20 protein-coding genes and 1 pseudogene are annotated in these 16,197 nt (G+C 32.1%); 6 read left to right on the forward strand and 15 right to left on the reverse strand.

Going from position 1 to position 16,197, the window contains the following annotated elements:
• Window positions 1-289: transposase (locus TX86_RS27010; protein WP_195892887.1), on the forward strand; the 289-nt coding region annotated here is incomplete at its 5' end.
• Window positions 290-445: 156 nt separating this feature from the next.
• Here TX86_RS27010 and TX86_RS27820 read toward each other — a convergent pair.
• The 5 genes from TX86_RS27820 to TX86_RS10065 all read right to left on the reverse strand — a co-directional run bounded on the left by TX86_RS27820 (window position 446) and on the right by TX86_RS10065 (window position 3,079).
• A complete protein-coding gene (locus TX86_RS27820) occupies window positions 446-625 on the reverse strand; it encodes an IclR family transcriptional regulator domain-containing protein (protein WP_081707626.1) in 180 nt (59 codons plus the stop codon).
• Window positions 626-642: 17 nt separating this feature from the next.
• Window positions 643-1,092: an ASCH domain-containing protein gene (locus TX86_RS10045; protein WP_042348511.1), complete on the reverse strand. Its 450-nt coding sequence runs from the start codon at window positions 1,090-1,092 to the stop codon at window positions 643-645.
• A 216-nt stretch (window positions 1,093-1,308) separates the two neighbouring features.
• Window positions 1,309-1,731 (reverse strand): DUF4275 family protein, encoded by a 423-nt coding sequence (locus tag TX86_RS10050; RefSeq protein ID WP_042348513.1) that lies wholly within the window; start codon window positions 1,729-1,731, stop codon window positions 1,309-1,311.
• Window positions 1,732-1,789: 58 nt separating this feature from the next.
• A complete protein-coding gene (locus tag TX86_RS10055) occupies window positions 1,790-2,101 on the reverse strand; it encodes a DUF3953 domain-containing protein (protein WP_081707627.1) in 312 nt (103 codons plus the stop codon).
• A gap of 687 nt (window positions 2,102-2,788) precedes the next feature.
• Window positions 2,789-3,079, reverse strand: coding sequence for a DUF5316 domain-containing protein (locus TX86_RS10065; protein WP_042348519.1), 291 nt, complete (start codon window positions 3,077-3,079; stop codon window positions 2,789-2,791).
• Window positions 3,080-3,273: 194 nt separating this feature from the next.
• Between TX86_RS10065 and TX86_RS10070 the strand changes: the two genes are divergently transcribed.
• Window positions 3,274-3,684 (forward strand): hypothetical protein, encoded by a 411-nt coding sequence (locus TX86_RS10070; RefSeq protein ID WP_042348522.1) that lies wholly within the window; start codon window positions 3,274-3,276, stop codon window positions 3,682-3,684.
• A gap of 756 nt (window positions 3,685-4,440) precedes the next feature.
• Here TX86_RS10070 and TX86_RS10075 read toward each other — a convergent pair.
• A complete protein-coding gene (locus tag TX86_RS10075; protein ID WP_042348524.1) occupies window positions 4,441-5,376 on the reverse strand; it encodes a LysR family transcriptional regulator in 936 nt (311 codons plus the stop codon).
• A gap of 131 nt (window positions 5,377-5,507) precedes the next feature.
• Here TX86_RS10075 and TX86_RS10080 point away from each other — a divergent pair, with 131 nt between their 5' ends.
• Window positions 5,508-6,050 (forward strand): flavodoxin family protein, encoded by a 543-nt coding sequence (locus TX86_RS10080; protein ID WP_042348526.1) that lies wholly within the window; start codon window positions 5,508-5,510, stop codon window positions 6,048-6,050.
• Between the two features lie 340 nt (window positions 6,051-6,390).
• On the opposite strand, the gene TX86_RS10085 is transcribed toward TX86_RS10080, so the two are convergent.
• Both TX86_RS10085 and TX86_RS26690 read right to left on the reverse strand, forming a co-directional pair.
• Window positions 6,391-6,576, reverse strand: coding sequence for a hypothetical protein (locus tag TX86_RS10085; RefSeq protein ID WP_042348529.1), 186 nt, complete (start codon window positions 6,574-6,576; stop codon window positions 6,391-6,393).
• 159 nt (window positions 6,577-6,735) lie between these two features.
• A pseudogene (locus TX86_RS26690) lies at window positions 6,736-6,831 on the reverse strand (MarR family winged helix-turn-helix transcriptional regulator); the annotation flags it as partial.
• A gap of 151 nt (window positions 6,832-6,982) precedes the next feature.
• On the opposite strand from TX86_RS26690, the gene TX86_RS10095 reads away from it, so the two are divergent.
• Window positions 6,983-7,567 carry a DUF3238 domain-containing protein gene (locus TX86_RS10095; RefSeq protein ID WP_042348534.1) on the forward strand — a complete coding sequence of 195 codons (585 nt, stop codon included), beginning with the start codon at window positions 6,983-6,985 and terminating at the stop codon, window positions 7,565-7,567.
• A gap of 246 nt (window positions 7,568-7,813) precedes the next feature.
• Here TX86_RS10095 and TX86_RS10100 read toward each other — a convergent pair whose 3' ends face one another.
• A complete protein-coding gene (locus TX86_RS10100; RefSeq protein ID WP_042348535.1) occupies window positions 7,814-8,344 on the reverse strand; it encodes a GNAT family N-acetyltransferase in 531 nt (176 codons plus the stop codon).
• A gap of 229 nt (window positions 8,345-8,573) precedes the next feature.
• Window positions 8,574-10,268 carry a methyl-accepting chemotaxis protein gene (locus TX86_RS10105; RefSeq protein ID WP_052343623.1) on the reverse strand — a complete coding sequence of 565 codons (1,695 nt, stop codon included), beginning with the start codon at window positions 10,266-10,268 and terminating at the stop codon, window positions 8,574-8,576.
• A gap of 1,160 nt (window positions 10,269-11,428) precedes the next feature.
• On the opposite strand from TX86_RS10105, the gene TX86_RS10110 reads away from it, so the two are divergent.
• Window positions 11,429-11,614 (forward strand): DUF4083 domain-containing protein, encoded by a 186-nt coding sequence (locus tag TX86_RS10110; protein WP_042348537.1) that lies wholly within the window; start codon window positions 11,429-11,431, stop codon window positions 11,612-11,614.
• A 159-nt stretch (window positions 11,615-11,773) separates the two neighbouring features.
• Here the strand turns inward: TX86_RS10110 and TX86_RS10115 are convergent, their stop codons facing one another.
• The 3 genes from TX86_RS10115 to TX86_RS10125 form a co-directional block, all read right to left on the reverse strand.
• Window positions 11,774-12,211: a GNAT family N-acetyltransferase gene (locus TX86_RS10115; RefSeq protein ID WP_230203609.1), complete on the reverse strand. Its 438-nt coding sequence runs from the start codon at window positions 12,209-12,211 to the stop codon at window positions 11,774-11,776.
• Window positions 12,212-12,519: 308 nt separating this feature from the next.
• Window positions 12,520-12,723 (reverse strand): hypothetical protein, encoded by a 204-nt coding sequence (locus TX86_RS10120; RefSeq protein ID WP_042348539.1) that lies wholly within the window; start codon window positions 12,721-12,723, stop codon window positions 12,520-12,522.
• 182 nt (window positions 12,724-12,905) lie between these two features.
• The gene (locus TX86_RS10125) at window positions 12,906-13,328 is read right to left on the reverse strand and encodes a DUF3139 domain-containing protein (RefSeq protein WP_042348542.1); all 423 of its coding nucleotides are present in this window, start codon (window positions 13,326-13,328) and stop codon (window positions 12,906-12,908) included.
• A gap of 256 nt (window positions 13,329-13,584) precedes the next feature.
• On the opposite strand from TX86_RS10125, the gene TX86_RS10130 reads away from it, so the two are divergent.
• Entirely contained in the window at window positions 13,585-14,163 is a 579-nt protein-coding gene (locus tag TX86_RS10130; RefSeq protein ID WP_042348544.1) for a hypothetical protein, read from the forward strand.
• Window positions 14,164-14,520: 357 nt separating this feature from the next.
• Here TX86_RS10130 and TX86_RS10135 read toward each other — a convergent pair whose 3' ends face one another.
• Together TX86_RS10135 and TX86_RS10140 are read right to left on the reverse strand one after the other, a co-directional pair.
• Window positions 14,521-15,006 (reverse strand): lipoprotein, encoded by a 486-nt coding sequence (locus TX86_RS10135; RefSeq protein ID WP_042348546.1) that lies wholly within the window; start codon window positions 15,004-15,006, stop codon window positions 14,521-14,523.
• 164 nt (window positions 15,007-15,170) lie between these two features.
• The gene (locus TX86_RS10140; protein WP_042348547.1) at window positions 15,171-16,052 is read right to left on the reverse strand and encodes a PhzF family phenazine biosynthesis protein; all 882 of its coding nucleotides are present in this window, start codon (window positions 16,050-16,052) and stop codon (window positions 15,171-15,173) included.
• Window positions 16,053-16,197: the final 145 nt, after the last annotated feature.

A 16,197-nucleotide genomic window follows, 5' to 3' on the forward strand; every position in this document is an offset into this window, starting at 1 on the left:
AATTGAATCTGGTACCTTTAAGGGAACTAAAAATCATATCACGAAAAGGGGTTCCACCAGGCTTAGACATGCTCTATTTACAGCTGTCCGTTGTGCCATTCGAGATGCACGTAAAACCCGAACGACAAAAGAACTCATCCCTCGAAATAAGAGATTACGTGAGTTTTACGATAGGAAACGTGAAGAAGGCAAACCTTATCGAGTATCCATTATTGCCTGTGCTAACAAGCTTTTACATTGGATTTACGCTCTTTTAAAAAACAAAACAACATTCCATGATGTTGCTTGAAATAAATTTTCACATATCTTCAAGGAACTTCCATAATAAAGGAAGCTTATTTGTCATGCCCTACTTTTTAGTATAACACTCTAGATTCTCATTATTTAGCTAAATGTTTGACAAACTATTAGCTGGTTTAGTTTAAGTGTATTCCTTCACAAACTTTTAATGAAGTCCTTTTGTGATATAGTGTTTTATTACTTCTTCCTCTTGATTAGCCAAAATTACTTTTCCTGAGCTGGTAGCGTGAGGCGGATTCCTTCTTCCGATATGAGTCAAAATCTGTACAGGGTCACTTGTTAGTTCATTAAGAAAATCAATTCTTATTAATGAATCGGGCTCTATTGCTTAAGAGTAAATCTTTACCCATTCTTCACATCAACCACTTTAAAACGCTCACAAACAAGGAGCATATCTTCTGAAAATTCATGTCCGATTGCGTTTAGCTCATTTTTGAAGAACTTTTCATGAGCTTCCCACCAATATTTATATGTCTTATCTCCTTCACCTTCTGCAATAGCGAACTCTTCAGTGACTTCATTCATAGGAGTTAGTGTAACCTCTACTGTCTTAATGATTGCTAAAGGTTTATCATCGCTGTTTAAAATAATGCTGTAATCTTCCGTTGTTGGCAGTGGTTCATTCTCCAGTTCATAAAAAATATACCCTGAGCATGTTGCAGTTTTACTTCCATCTATCACCAATTGTGCGAGATAATCAGGTTCAGCTCCAAATTGCCATGCGCTAACAGACTGAGGTTGATTTTTATTCTTCCAATATTCATTCCAGTACTCCTGAGCCACCTGATTCATAGTATTCCTCCATATACGTCTTTTATTTTAGTAACATTCTATCAAAAATAACTTAAGTAATCTAAAATCTTAATCTATTACATAACCCAATTGTTGAAAGAGGGTCATACAGCACTCTTCAACTAAACTGCTCCGTTAGCGCTATAATAGAAATAAGACTGCATATTAGCAGCCTTAATCTTCAGCTCTAGCACCTGTTAGCTAAACAACCTAATTTCATTTAACACTAAAGTATGGTCCACACCATCCAGCTTCGTGTGTTTGTATGTAAGTCCAGTTAAATCCTTTATCTACAATATCAATATCTTGTTCATTTATGAGGTCATCAGTATTAAACATAGAGGCATTCTCAAGAAAAAGAGCATAATCCGAATGTTGATAAAACACATAACAATTATTCTTTGTCTGATTATTGAATGCGGCTTCAGCTTTTTCTTCCCCTAAACAATCCTTCTTCTCATAACTAAACAAGTGCCATAAATAGCCACCCGTATCAAATAGATAAATTGATTTCTTATCTTTATCACTTAAATGACTAGCAAAAATATTTCCCCATTGCTTTCGTAAATAAGGTCCCCAGTTTGGAATTTCAGTTATCTTTATTTTTTGGGTTTTAAGTCTGTCATATAGATCATTCATTTTTCATTCTCTCTTCCTAAATAAAGTTAAATTAGCCATAATATACAAAAACCCTTCTTCAACTAAACTGCTCCGTTAGCTGCATAAGAAAATGCCGTCTAAATGACAGCTCTGATTTTCTGCTATTGCACCTGTTAGCTGAATAAAAACACCTTAATAGAAACAAAAAAACAAATACCGAAGCAATAATACCTATGTATCCCCAAAAGTTTTTTCGGTCTTTTTGAAGTTCTTCTAATCCCATTAATAACATAATAAATCCTAACAACAAAAGTGTAGAAGAATTATAATCATACTTTTCAGTTATCAAGGCGTAAGCAGATAAACCTACAGTAATTATTGTTAGGATAATTCTTGAAGTTTTAAGCATATTTTTCCTCCCATAATAAGTCCATACATGTCAAACCTCTTTGAGAAGCTATTTATTTTTTTCTAGACATTTAACCAATCTAATTATCCAATATAGTACTATCCAAGGTAGAATGAACTTTGTAGCCCATTCAATTAGATTAGGTAACACTGAAGGTGCGTTTATCCCGATAAACGGGAGAGTAAACCAGAGTGCAGCCAAAATTAAAATACCAATAATTAAATTCTTCATCCTTATCCCCCTTTTTAAACAATATTACCATAAAAAAACATTTGTTTTCTTCATCTAACCTGCCCCGTTAGCTGCATAAGAAAGAGCCATCAAAGACTCTTTCTTTTTTATTCTCCTCATTGTATTAATTAATTGTAAAACTGAATAATTTTTTTGTTTAGTTTTAGTGAATGGCATAAAAGCTTACTGCACTATCATGCACTGTTAGTTGCATAAAATTTAGTATACGAAATTCAACACAATGCCAAGAATGATTAAAACTTTATGAATTAACGTCAAAAAGAACACCGAAAACAACTATTTAATCGATGCTCTTTTTCTTATTCTATTGAGTGTGTTAAAGTCGTAGTAAACTAACCTGCTAATTGCACTATCAAATATGCTTATATTTGCGTTTTTGCACATCAAAACAGAACCCGTTAAAATGACAACTCTGATCTTCTGCTAATGCATCCGTTAGTTGAACAAGAAGTAAATCAAGAACGTAATAATAAGATTTGGTATTGCAATCAAAGCTGTACGAAAAGTAACACTATTTCGTTTACGCCTATCTTCATCTGATTCTGTTGCAAAATTAGCTCTCATTCGGTCCCCACTTACCATTGAACCTGAATAAACTATTGATATTCCAATAAAAAATAAACCAATACCACCAGAAATAAAGTAAGCCTTATCGATTCCCCACATAACCAAAGATCCTAAGACACCTATTACAGATAGAAGAATTCCAATTAAAAAATACCTCAAGTTTATTCCCTCCTTGATTTATAATACGTCTAAGTATCACATATGTTTCAATTACTGCACCGTAGCTGTACAACAAAAAAGACTGCCTATTAGCAGCCTTCACCTTCAGCTCTAGCACCCGTTTGTTTAAGTGAATTTATTCACATAATAAGTTGCGATAATAGGAACAATTGAATTATAAGGAGGCACTCTTAATGAAAAAAATAACTTCCCTGATTCTTCTTGTAGTAACACTAATCACTTTTAATATTCAATTTGTATTTGCTCAATCTCCAATTGAAGAGAAGCCTTGGAGTAAGTACCCTGATAATTCTCAACGGGAATTTTTAGATGTTAACTCATTTTATACATCGATTGATAAAAATCAGTATGAAGAATATAAAAATGCAAAATTAAATATTCGAGAAACAGTATATTTTAAAGACATCAATAAAATATTATCTAAAGCTGATAAATATGGTAAGACGAGAACTAACGGAAATGGTTTTCATCCTAAAAGACAAGTGTATGTATTTGTAACAGTCTCTGCTGATGGTAAGCAAATGAAAAAAGCTGTTTTTGATGCCGAAACACAAAGACTTATTTCAGCAAGTTGGGACCACTAATAAAAAAGATAACTCCAAAAATATTGGGGTTGTCTTTTTTTATGTAATTCAACTAAATAAGTAATTTCCTATTGAGCTAAACTGCCTCGTTAGCTGCATAAGAAAAAGCCGTCTAAATGACAGCTCTGTTCTTATCTTATTGCACCTTGTGGTTGGACAAGAATCCTCGTATTTTTAAATTTCATCTAGCTTCTCATCAAGAGCCCAAGGAATTTCAGCCTCGAAATCTAATTGAAGGACTAGATTAGGAAAACCTTCTGGAACAAACTCTAATTCCTCTGAAAACCCAAATATGAAATTCTTTATTTCGGTAGTATTATTTTCATTCCAGTTGGATTATGTACTCAATTCTCCTTCTAAAACTTTACCCACCAAATGGTAATTACCTATGTATAATTTTGTTATAGCTTCTTCGGTTGGAAATGGAGAAAGATATGCTGGCATAGTTGGATTAATTCCTAAATCGCTGAATAGATTTACTACGGAAGTATCTAACTGCTTACAAGCCACCACAAAATTTTTGCAGTCTAGACAGCTACAAACATCTATTCCTATCTTATAAAACTCTCGTGTCTTATCAATATCAATTTCTAATAACCATTTTGCTATTCTAATCTGTTATAGCATTACGAACCTACTCCCTGTTATGTCTCTCTAATACTATTAATACTATTACATTTTATCATTTCCTTCTTGAGCTAACCTGCCCCGATAGTTGCATAACGAAAAAAGACTGCTTATTAGAATTCTAATGAATTATTTAAGTGATTCAACCTTATTTTTTTCTTTTATTCTAGTCTTACTTGTTTTAAAGGTTTCGTGAACCAACTCTATAAAAGCTTTCAGCGGGGGACTCATCCATTTATCTTTATGCCATGCAATCTGTGTGTAAACAGGTGACAAGTTGTTTTCCCATGCTAATTCCTTCATTTTTCCCAATCTAATTTCTGACTCGACTGCCATTTCCGGTAATACAGCTATTCCCAGTCCAGCAATAACACATTGTTTTATGGCCTCTATACTACCAAATTCAAATTTATTTAATGGGAATATCTCTGCTGAGCGAAAAGAGTCTTCTAATAAAGTGCGGTAGGAGCATCCTGCTTCAGTAAGTAAAAAAGTTTCATATTCAAGATCTTTTGAAGAAACTTCCGATTTTGCAAATAAACGATGATTTGGAACAGCTACCATTTTGATTTTTTCTTGTATAAGAGCCTCTATTCTTAATACATCTCCAGCTTTCAATGTATCCATAATGAAGGCAAAATCAAGCGAACCATCCATTAACTGCTTCCGAGCCAATTCGTTAGAATGTGCCGGTTTAAATATGACCTTCACGTTAGGATATTGTTTCTTGAATTCCATAAGTATTTTTGGAAGTCGATAAGTGCACTGACTTTCTTGTGCTCCAATTGTAAGCGTTCCTGAAAAATCTTCATCTCCACCTACTGCCATCATCGCCTCTTCATATAGCTTAATCATTTTATTTGCATATAATTTAAACTTTCGCCCGGCTTCCGTCAAAATTACACGCTTCCCTAGGCGCTCAAATAATGTTGTTCCAAGTTCAGCTTCAAGCGACTTCATTTGGGCTGTTACGCTTGATTGAGCAAAGTTCAACAGTCTTGCTGTCTGAGTAAAGTTCAGAGTTTCAGCAGCTATCTTAAAGGTAATTAGTTGTTTGATTTCCAATTCTCTCACCTTTCCTAAATCGCATTTTTCGATTGATTTAATCAAAATAATCTGTTTTATTGTTTTTTGATTGAATTATATAATATAAATTATAGAAATTACAAATTATCGATAAATTGGAGGAATTAATTATGAGCATTGCAGTTCTTTACGGTGGAAGCCGTCCTAATGGCAATACTGAGATCTTAACGAAGAAGGCCATCCAAGGATTAGTCGTGGAAGAAATATATCTGAAGGATTATTTGATTGAACCTATAATCGATAAACGTCATGCAGAGGAAGGGTTTCCAGAAATCAATGACGATTATGATTCAATTATTGATCGCATTCTTCAACATGATATTCTGATTTTTTCTACTCCAATTTATTGGTATAGCATGACAGGAATAATGAAGAACTTTATTGATCGTTGGTCACAGACATTGAGAGATACAAAGTATCCTGATTTTAAAAAGCAAATGTCTCAAAAAAGGGCATATGTAATCGCGGTGGGTGGAGATGAGCCATACATGAAAGGTTTACCATTGATTCAGCAGTTCCAACATATTTTTGATTTTATAGGGATAAATTTTAACGGATATATTATTGGTGAAGGAAACAAACCTAATGAGATTGTTAAAGATATGAAGGCGTTATATGCGGCCAATCAACTTCTGGAAAAATTAAAACAATAAATCAAATCTGGAAAGGATATAAGGAGAATTGGAGTAAATGTATCATCAGGGCTTAATTTACTCCAAACCTCCAACACCGTTTTAGTGAGATTCTTAGTTATCCTTTTTATACTAGGAATCCTATATTATAAATGATTAATGATGGTTACTAAAAAGACACTTTTTGCATCTGTATATCGTTGTATAACTGTTTTTTTATGATTCTCTACCTATGTTCATAAAATTCTCTACTCATTTAGAGAAATTATTGGTTATTTCTTATAGAGCTAACCTGCCCGTTAGCAGCATAAAAAAGCCGTCTAAATGACAGCTCTGTTCTTCTACTTTTGCATCCGTTAGTTTAAGTGAATTCGTTCACAAAATCATATTTTTTTAGCTCTGATTTATTAAAACAAGATAATATTTTTAAACAATATTCTTCTTCATCATCACACGAAATGCTATTAATATCTTCTATCGTAACATATGCTTCATCATCAATTTCCCCAAATTCAGTAATCCCTGTAATAATAAGTTTCTTCTTCAATTTTCGATAAAGCCTCGTACATCATCGCAATCACTATCATAAAGTCTAACAGTAATTACAAAATTATTTTTTTTGAGCAAAATCAAGAAAATTCAATAGTAAATCTTCATTTTCTATATTTAATTCCATATGTTCTGTTTCTTTTATATTATATAGTTTTTCAATTAATCTTTTATGCAGTTCATTAATAATTGTACCAGAGGATAATGACAGAAGTGATGTAAGATCCAATTCACTCAGTATTTGATGATTCATACATAAACCTCCTTACATAAAGTCAATTAGGTTGACTATAATGCGAATCCCATTGTACTATTCACGTTATAGTCAACTTAGTTGACTATAACGTGTTTATGAAAGCAATAGAATTCGTTAATACAAAAATTAATAAATTATGGGGGTTATCATGGCTAACATCGTTAAAATTAGAGCAAGTGTATTTATTCCAATGTCTTGGACTGAACCTAAGAAGGATATCCAAACAGGAAAAACAATCCAATTCGAAGGGGACTCACGTGAATTTACACCATATACTGTAAACACTATGCGTTCCAGAGTTGAACAAGAAGTGGTAGTAGATTTTTACAAGAAAGAAATTTTCTCTTATGCGAACACTGGTATAACAACAGAAAGAGTTACAAATCCAGATGGTTCAGTTAATCAAAGAACAGGGAAAGCTAGTACAGAAGGTATTTTGTGCACAAATACTATATGGAGTTCTGATGATGTTAAATTTCAAATGAGTGCAAGTGCTAGCAACCCATTAAATGTATATGCACCTCCTGTTGACTACTTATTAACTGTACAGGTAAACAAAGATGGTAGTATCGATATTCAAGGAGCACATGATGGATTCCCTTGTTTTGAATTTTATAAGCAAGTAAATTTTGAACCGTTTGAACAAATTTATACGCATGATTTCAGAAACACTGGTGATACTCCTGAAGCTCTAGCTGGAGAAATGGAGTATAGTTTTAATAAGATTTTATAAAATAGGTAAACCCACGTTATGAAAATATAGACAGGAAACGCAATAAGTTTCATTCCGCTATGGATCAGGACACTTTTATCATATCAAGAGGTCTTTTTATGCTCAAATCTCATTTTCATTCATTACAGGAATGCTGCCCCGTTTGTGGAATAACAAATAAGACTGTCAATATGACAGCCTTATTTTGCTATTGCACCTGTTTTAGTGTACCTGTACCTGTTCACAATTTGCATTTTTTAATAGTACTTAAACTAACTTGTACATAAGAATATCATCAATATATTCATTTTCATCCATCTTAAATTCTTTGATTTTACGACCTTCTTCAACGAAACCCATACTTTTATATAATGATATTGCACTATGATTTGTAGAAAAAACTCCTAAACTTATCTTTTCAATTAACGAATTATTTTCAGCCCATCCTATTAATTCATTTAAAAGCATTTTTCCTATTCCCAACCCTCTGAAGTTTTTACTTATCATCATTCCAAAAGAACCTGTGTGGGACAATCTTTTCTTATTTTTAGATTGAAATACTATCCAACCTACCACTTCACCATCTATTTCAGCTACAATCAAATTTTCTTTTTCATTTTCTAATAATTTTTGTATCCATTCTCTTTGTTGGTCTAGTGTATTATTAAACTCTTCAGATACAGTAATAAGATACTCATCTTCAGCAATAACAGTACTTTGAATATGTAAAATTTCTTCTCCATCTTCGATTTTTCCAATTCGAATATTACATTTATCACTCTTTTTGAGACCTGACATCTATATCCCTCCTAAGTTATTTTTTGTTACTATTCCACATTTCCTAATAATATCCTTCTTGAGCTATCCTGCCCCGATAGCTGCATAAGTACATTTCTTCACAATATCTTCAAATTTAAATTCAGCATCTTGGTATTCTAACCTAGCTACTTTTTCGTTTATTAGACGATATAATCCATTGCCACACGAGTTCTCTTTCTATTTAAATGTTCTACATGTAATGTATGGTTTAAAGAGTAAATTTCTTTGTTTCTTCGTCGAGAGTTTGTGCCAAAACAGCAAGAGCTTTACTAGAAGAAGCAATTTGCTCGGTAGAAGCTGACTGTTCTTCGGTTGCAGCAGATATATTCTGCGTTTGTCCCGACATTTCCTTACTTGTATTATCAATCTCGTCTACAGAAGCCACGATCTGTTGCGCTCTAGCTGATACTTCTTGAATCTCACCCGTAATCTCATTTGTCTTTTCAGCCATCTGTTCAACCAATTCAACAATAGATAAGAAAGCATTACCACCTGCATTTACCGCCTCAGAACCTTTTGTAACAACCACCTTACCTTCTTGCATGGATTCCATAACCTTCTGTGTATCTACTTGAATTGTTTTAATTAAATCACCGATTTTCTCTGTAGCTTCTTGAGATTGTTCCGCCAATTTCTTTACTTCATTGGCAACAACAGCAAAGCCTTTTCCATGTTCTCCCGCCCTTGCCGCTTCGATAGCAGCATTTAAAGCTAGTAAGTTCGTTTGACTTGCTATATCAGATATAACGCCTAGTATTTGTCCGATTTCTTTTGAGCTTTCTTCTAAAATCGATACAGCAACCGAAGTAGCGGAAACTTTCTCTTCTATTTGGTTCATTTGCACTAAAGCTTCTTTAACAGCTTCACTACCCTCACGAGCTGTCTTAGACGTATGATTTGCCTGTTCAGAAGAAATCGATGCGTTATTTGCCACTCCTTCAATGCTTAATGAAATTTGTTTAATTACTTCCGTTGTTTGGCTTATTTCATCCAATTGATGAGCTGAAGCATTCGCAATTTCCATAATTGAATTGGCTACATCGTTTGTTACATCAGCTGACTGTTCAGCACTAGCCGTTAATTCTTGTGAGGATGCTGCAACCTGCTGGGAAGTATTCTGTATACTCATAATTAGCTCTCTTAAATTATGTATCATTTCATTATTCGTTTTCCCTAACTCAGCAAATTCATCATTACTATCTATGGACACCGTACTACTCAAGTCTCCATCTGCCATTTTTCGAGATACCGCTGTCAATTTTTTAAATGAACCAGTTATCATTTTGCTTAATAAAAACGAAGAAACAACAGAAATTATAATTGCGGCAATGATAATAATGGCTTCTATGTTAAAAGAAGTTTTAAATAATTGGTCACCTTGTTTACTTGCTGCATTCGTTTCATTGACTATATATGTAGCACTATCTAATAGGTCGTCCGATATGCTATCAAAAAGGGGTAAAGAATCAAACATTAGTTGCACAGACTCTTCCTTCTTACCCTGTTGGACAAGATTCATTAACTCCTTATGGTTCGATAAGTACTCATTCCATTTCATGAGACAATTGTTAAGGTTTTCTTTTCTATCTTCGGGTAGAAGATTCTTTAACTCTTTGGAATAGGTATCGAATAGTTCTTGTCTTTGCTTCATCTGTTGTAGTACTTGCTGTTTCTGCTCTTCAGTGGTTGCAAGTAGATATTTATATTCACTGATTCTAAAATCAGATTGCACAGTATTCATCGAGTGGACTAAATCAACTCTAGGAATATAGTTTTCAGCAATCTCTGTTGACTTTTGGTTCACTTTACTTAGTGAAAACATGGAGTACACTCCAACAACAACCAAAAATCCAAGAATCAAACCAAATGCTATGTATAACTTAAATGTAATTTTAATTTTCATAGTAGTTCCTCCGCCTTATTCTACTCGAATTGTTATTATGTTATAACAATCGGCTTTCTCTTTAGGAAATTTATGAACTTACTGTTAAGTAATTAATTATTATTTTTGTATAAAAAAAGGGTTTTGATTAACGATAGAATTTTGAGTAATTATAATTTAAAGAAAAGTAACTAATTACATGCTATAAAAAATATTTAGATTATGTTACAGTGAATTTTGTTAGGTTTCACAAAATTTCATAAAAAAATAAGTATGTTTACGATGAGGTGGTAGTATTAAGCGAATCGAAATTCTATATACCATTGATACAGTAATGAGTATTTGTACGGATTGTACTAAAAAGAAGCAACTTTCAAAAGGTGGTATTTCTTGTCCTGAAAAATGTAACTATCTCATTAAGCTACAGTCATTAGGAAATCAACTTTTAGAATTATCCCAAAAAAAGAAGATAGAGAAGATATGTCAAAGCTTAAATATTAAAACTAACATAACAATAGATGATTTGCGAATACTGGTCCACGAAGGCTTAATAGAGCAAGAAATAAACACTTTTTAACTAAAGATATTCAAAATACTTAAGATGAAAATGTTTCATATTTAAAAAATGTATCAATTGATGCTTTTATTAACTTAAAATCTAACGGTATACCATACAATTTGATTGGAAAAATTCCCAATGCGAAGCCAAGCAATTTTATAAATCGATTAACAAAAATAAAAAAAGATAAACTCCCTAACTTCCTCTAAAAATATGTAGGGTTCCATAAACCTTTAAAAGCCTTCTTTACGATTCTAATTAAATCAGAAAATCTGTATATACGACAAAAGCAAAATAACCCTTTGGTAAAGGGTTATTTTGTTTCTCATCAGAATTAAACGTTACAGCCTCACAAACACCTATTATTTTGGTGTCTACTGAGCATTATCATCTGCCTGTTGTATAGTATTTCGAAAAAAGAGGTTACCTGTTAATCATTGTGAATCCACTCATTTTAATTATATAATCCTTCTTAAACTATCCTGCCCGATAGTTCAATAAAAAAAGACTACCAATGAGCGTCTGAGTCTTAAGCTCTTGTATCTGTACTATTAAAAGGAATATATTCTTTTATAATTCAGATAATAATTTTGTTATAATTAACCAAAAAAGGTTGGTTATTATGACATATATTTTTGACAATCTAGCTCCGATTATTTTTATTTTATTAATTATTGGGGCACTTTCATTTTCTCTTTTCATTAGAAGATTACTAATAAATACTTCACGTAATCAACAGAATAGTAACAATATCGAAGAAAAGCTTGATAAGATTATTGAATTACTAGAAAAAGATAAGAAATGTTAATCTCTTCAACTTGAAGGGATTTTTCTTTAGAATTCCTTATTGAACTAACCTGCCCCGATAGTTGCATAAAAAGAAGCTGATGAGTATAGCTTCTTTAATGAAGTATTGCACCTGTTAGCTCAATAGCATTTTCAGGGGTGATTTTAGGAAAGTGAATAATTATAAAAATAATGACATACCTGGTGCTTCAACATCTCGTGTTACAAAGCCCAGTTTCTTATAAAAATCTTGCTTCCCTTTCGCGCAAAATAATTGAACCCACTTAATCCCTTCCTTATCACATTTTTTTAATAATGCGTTCATTATTTTAGTTCCAATCCCTTGAGTTTGGTATTCAGGATGAACCATTACATCACAAATAAGAGTTTGATAAATCCCATCTGATATAATGCGTCCAAATCCAATCAAACTTCTATCGTGATATATAGAAACAGAGTACCAACTATTACAAATAGCACTATATAATTGGTCATATGTGTATAGACCTTTAGCATTCCATCCCGTTGTTTGATGTAATATTATAAAATCATCCTTTGTAGGAGTCGATTCAATAAGTTCAATCTCCATAGTCCCCTTTATCATTTCATTTTCCATCATTCTCAATCCCCCTAATACGATATGTATATTTATACCACCATAAGTATTTTATGCAATATTTTCTTTGGATATTATAAAGCTAACCTGCTCCGTTAGCTGCATAAGAAAAAGCTGTCTAAATGACAGCTCTGATTTTCTGCTATTGCACCCATAGTTTAAGTGACAATATTCATAAATTAGTAAGGCAATAAAAACGTAAAATTACTTAACCATCTCTAATCAATTAGTTTAAAATAAACCAACCAGTAATATATCTCATAATAGGAAAGATAGTAAATGTTAATTACACAACCCACAATTATTATATACTAGATGATTTTCGTCTTAATAAAAATCGCAAAAATAAGTCCGATAATTGGTAGGAAAATGAGTAGTATTTGTACTGAAATTGTAAAAAAATTATGTATTCCCCAAGGGCTGATATTCATCATTCCATTGCTTTGAAGAATTAAAAACAATATAGAGAACATCCAAGTAAAAATAACAAGTAAAATTTTAACTAGATTTTTCAAATGTAACCTCCAAATTCTTTTCTGATAAAACCTTAATAAATATGGCATATCCAAAAAAGAGTTATCGATGTTAATTACATCCATATCTACAATACCTAAAGATTAAAACCTAATTACCTTATGCAACTAAACTGATCCGTTTGTTTAAGTGTATATTTTCACAACATCATTTGAACAACTATCTATTGCTCTAAGCTTACGCACTTCTCTTCACTATGCTTTGTATGTTCTGTAATTCTTGTTGTGTAAATCCCACCAACTTGAGTGTCTTTCTCACAAAATTGAGTGACCGATTTTCCTCTTTTCTTGATGCCATAATAATAAGATACATTAGGCTCATCCTTAAAAATTACTCTATAGTCAGCATAATAATAATCCTTTTTACCTTCACCCTCAACAATATTTTGTTTTAGAATATCTTCATCATTGTATCCTTGCTGCTCTAAATAAGGCGGTAAATCCTTATTGAAAAGATGGTTCGTATAAGGATTACCATTATTCAAAAGATAAATTACACCAACAGGAAAAAGAAAAATGGACAGCGTAATCAACAAAAACATAATTAAAAAAAAGACTGCTAAGCGGCGGTCAGTTTTAGGTTTCATATGTCCCCCCCTAAAATGTGTTATCTCAATCAAAAATACCCTTATAGTGTAATTTTACACTATAAGGGTATTTTATTTCAATATTCAGCTTTAAATTTGATTGATAAGTCTATCATAAGGTTCAATAGTATGAAAAGCGGTTATCCGCTAATCCTTATTGCGCTAACCTGCCCTGATAGTTAATCATTAATATTTTGGGGTAAAAAAGGGATTATTTGTTATAGTATTCTTGAATACTTAGTAGGAGTGATACTATTTGAAGATAAACTTGTCCGTTTTGTTATTTTTCATTTTAATGCTGTTAACAGCTTGTAGCAGTGATAAAACCTACACAGATGAAATGAAAAATAAAAAAGAAAATAAAGCATTGAAGAAGGAGCAATCTGAGGAAATATTAGCTCCAGGTTATACATTGAAAAAGAGTGAAAATATTATTTTTGAAAATAAAAGTGGAAAAATCATATACTTAGGCGAATCTGTTGATGAAGAAGGTAACTTAACAGCTGCAATCAAACAAGAAGCTGGAACTAAAAATCTTGATATCAATATAGAATTAAAGTACATATTTCCTGATAATTCGTACTTGATTACTCGCACAAAAAGAGATACGGTAGATTATCGATTTAATCCCAATGATAAAATTCTTATCCTTAAAAGCCCTTATATTGCAGATACTGAACCGATAAAAATAGATTATAGAATTTTAAACGAAATAAAAGGCGATACGTTAATTAATAATGACGTAGCGGGGTTTTTGAAGGTTAAAAAAACAGTACATACAATTAATCTTGAAAAAACTACCGATACCTTAGTTATACCCCCTCTTATCAAGTAACAAATTTTATAAGAAAAAAATTGAAGCAATGACCAAATATATCGCTCATTGCTTTTTATTTTGAAATAACTTCTTATTAAACTAATCTGCACCGTTAATTGTAAATCTCTATAAAAATTCCATACTATTTGATAACCTAAAGAAAATGAAAAAAGCAATGAGATTTTATATGCTAATCCCACTGCTTTTATATGTACTTTATACCTGCGGGTTCCTCAAGAGAGAACGTCTTACCATACTTCTTCCCTCTTTTTATTTCTGGTGATATTTCCATTTTATCGCAAAAACCAGTTTTCTTATTGGACTTACCTTCTCTGTTTGTCCAATAAATACTTCAACAAAGAATCAAAGTTTTTCTTACTTCAGTTTAGCTTCAATTTGTTCCAGTTCATCCTTGCTAAATACTGCCCTATTATAGTTGTAATCAAGTTCTATAAGAATATCGTTCGCTTGATGTAATTTTGTAATATCCTTATTTGCTAATCCTTGTTCAGTTAGCTTCAAAACTTTGTTTAACACTACCTTTATTTCCTTAGAAGCGTTAACTTTTTCCGCTAATTTATTTGCTCCTTTTACGTAATCCATAAGAGGTTCGGTATTTCCTATTTCATCAAAGGTTTCAATATTAGCTACAAGTGCATCAAGCCAAATTGAAGTGCTATGGATTCCATCTGACAAAGTGCCATTTGTATTTCTATCTTCATCACTTACAGTATAAACGACTTGTGGTTCTTTAGATTTAACCGTTTTTTCTTCAACTTTTTCATTTTTCGTTCCAGTCTCAGATGAACAACCTGATAAAACCAGAAGTGAAACGATTAATAATAAACTTAACTTTTTCATTAGACCCTCCAAAAATAAAATATTAACTTATCAGACTATTTTTCGGCATTGTATCAAAATAATCCTTTTTCAACTATCCTGCCCCGTTAGCTGCATAAGAAAAAGACCATCAAATGATAGCCTTGATCTTCTGCTATTGCACCGTTGGTTGAGAAAGAAGATTATTATAGAAACCATTCGCCCTCGGCTATTTTTTCTACTTTACCTCCAACATAAACTTTGATTTTTCCGTTATTATCACTTGCCTTTAAAAATAATAAAGAAGGTCTGTTAATTTCATATCCCTGTTCTACACGAATGTTTATTTCCTTTGTCTCGAAATACCTATATTTAACTAAGTAAGATGCTAAACATCCATTAGAACTTCCAGTACCTGCGTCTTCGGGAATACCATAATAATCTGCAAAGTCTCTAACATTAACATCATTTTCAGAACTATACGCTTCAGGAGAAAAAACCATAATTCCTTTTGCACTAGTATGTTCAATTAACTCATAGTATTTTTCTCTATCTATCCTTACTTTTTTTACTGCTTCTAAAGACATTAATGGTACGATAATTACTGGAAGTCCAGTTGAAACTTCTTGGATAGGAAATCTATTATCTATGTATTTTTTATCTATATTTAAAACATTGGAAACTTTATTTGTATCTAAAACCTGACCAAAAGTTGGTTCATTTTGTTTCATCCATAGAATTTCTTCTTGATTATCAAACGAAACTGGAATCTGTCCAGCCTTATAATTTAAAAGGAGCTTCTCACAGGGTCTCTCTAACATTTCATTTTGAATAACATATGCAGTTCCTAAAGTCGGATGCCCAGCAAAAGGAATCTCTTCATTAGGTGTAAAAATACGAACGTCATAGCCATTTTCTTTTTTTATATTTGATAAGATGAAAGTAGACTCGGGAAAATTAATTTCCTTCGCTATTTGTTGCATTTCATTCTCTGAAATGTTTTCAGCATTTTTAAAAACAGCAAGTTGATTTCCTGTATACTTCCCTTTTGAAAAAACATCAACGATAGAATATTTAATTTTATCCATAATTCTCTCCCGTTTGTGGAATAACAAAAAAGCTGATTTCAATCGCAGCTCTTAATATTGAAGTAAAGCACCCTTTAATTTAAGTGTATTTATTCACATTTTTGATCAATTTGATATACATAACAGTAACTTCTTGTTTAAATGA

Origin of the sequence: Bacillus massiliigorillae (assembly GCF_000380245.2) — a bacterium.
Lineage (GTDB): Bacteria > Bacillota > Bacilli > Bacillales > DSM-1321 > Bacillus_AD > Bacillus_AD massiliigorillae.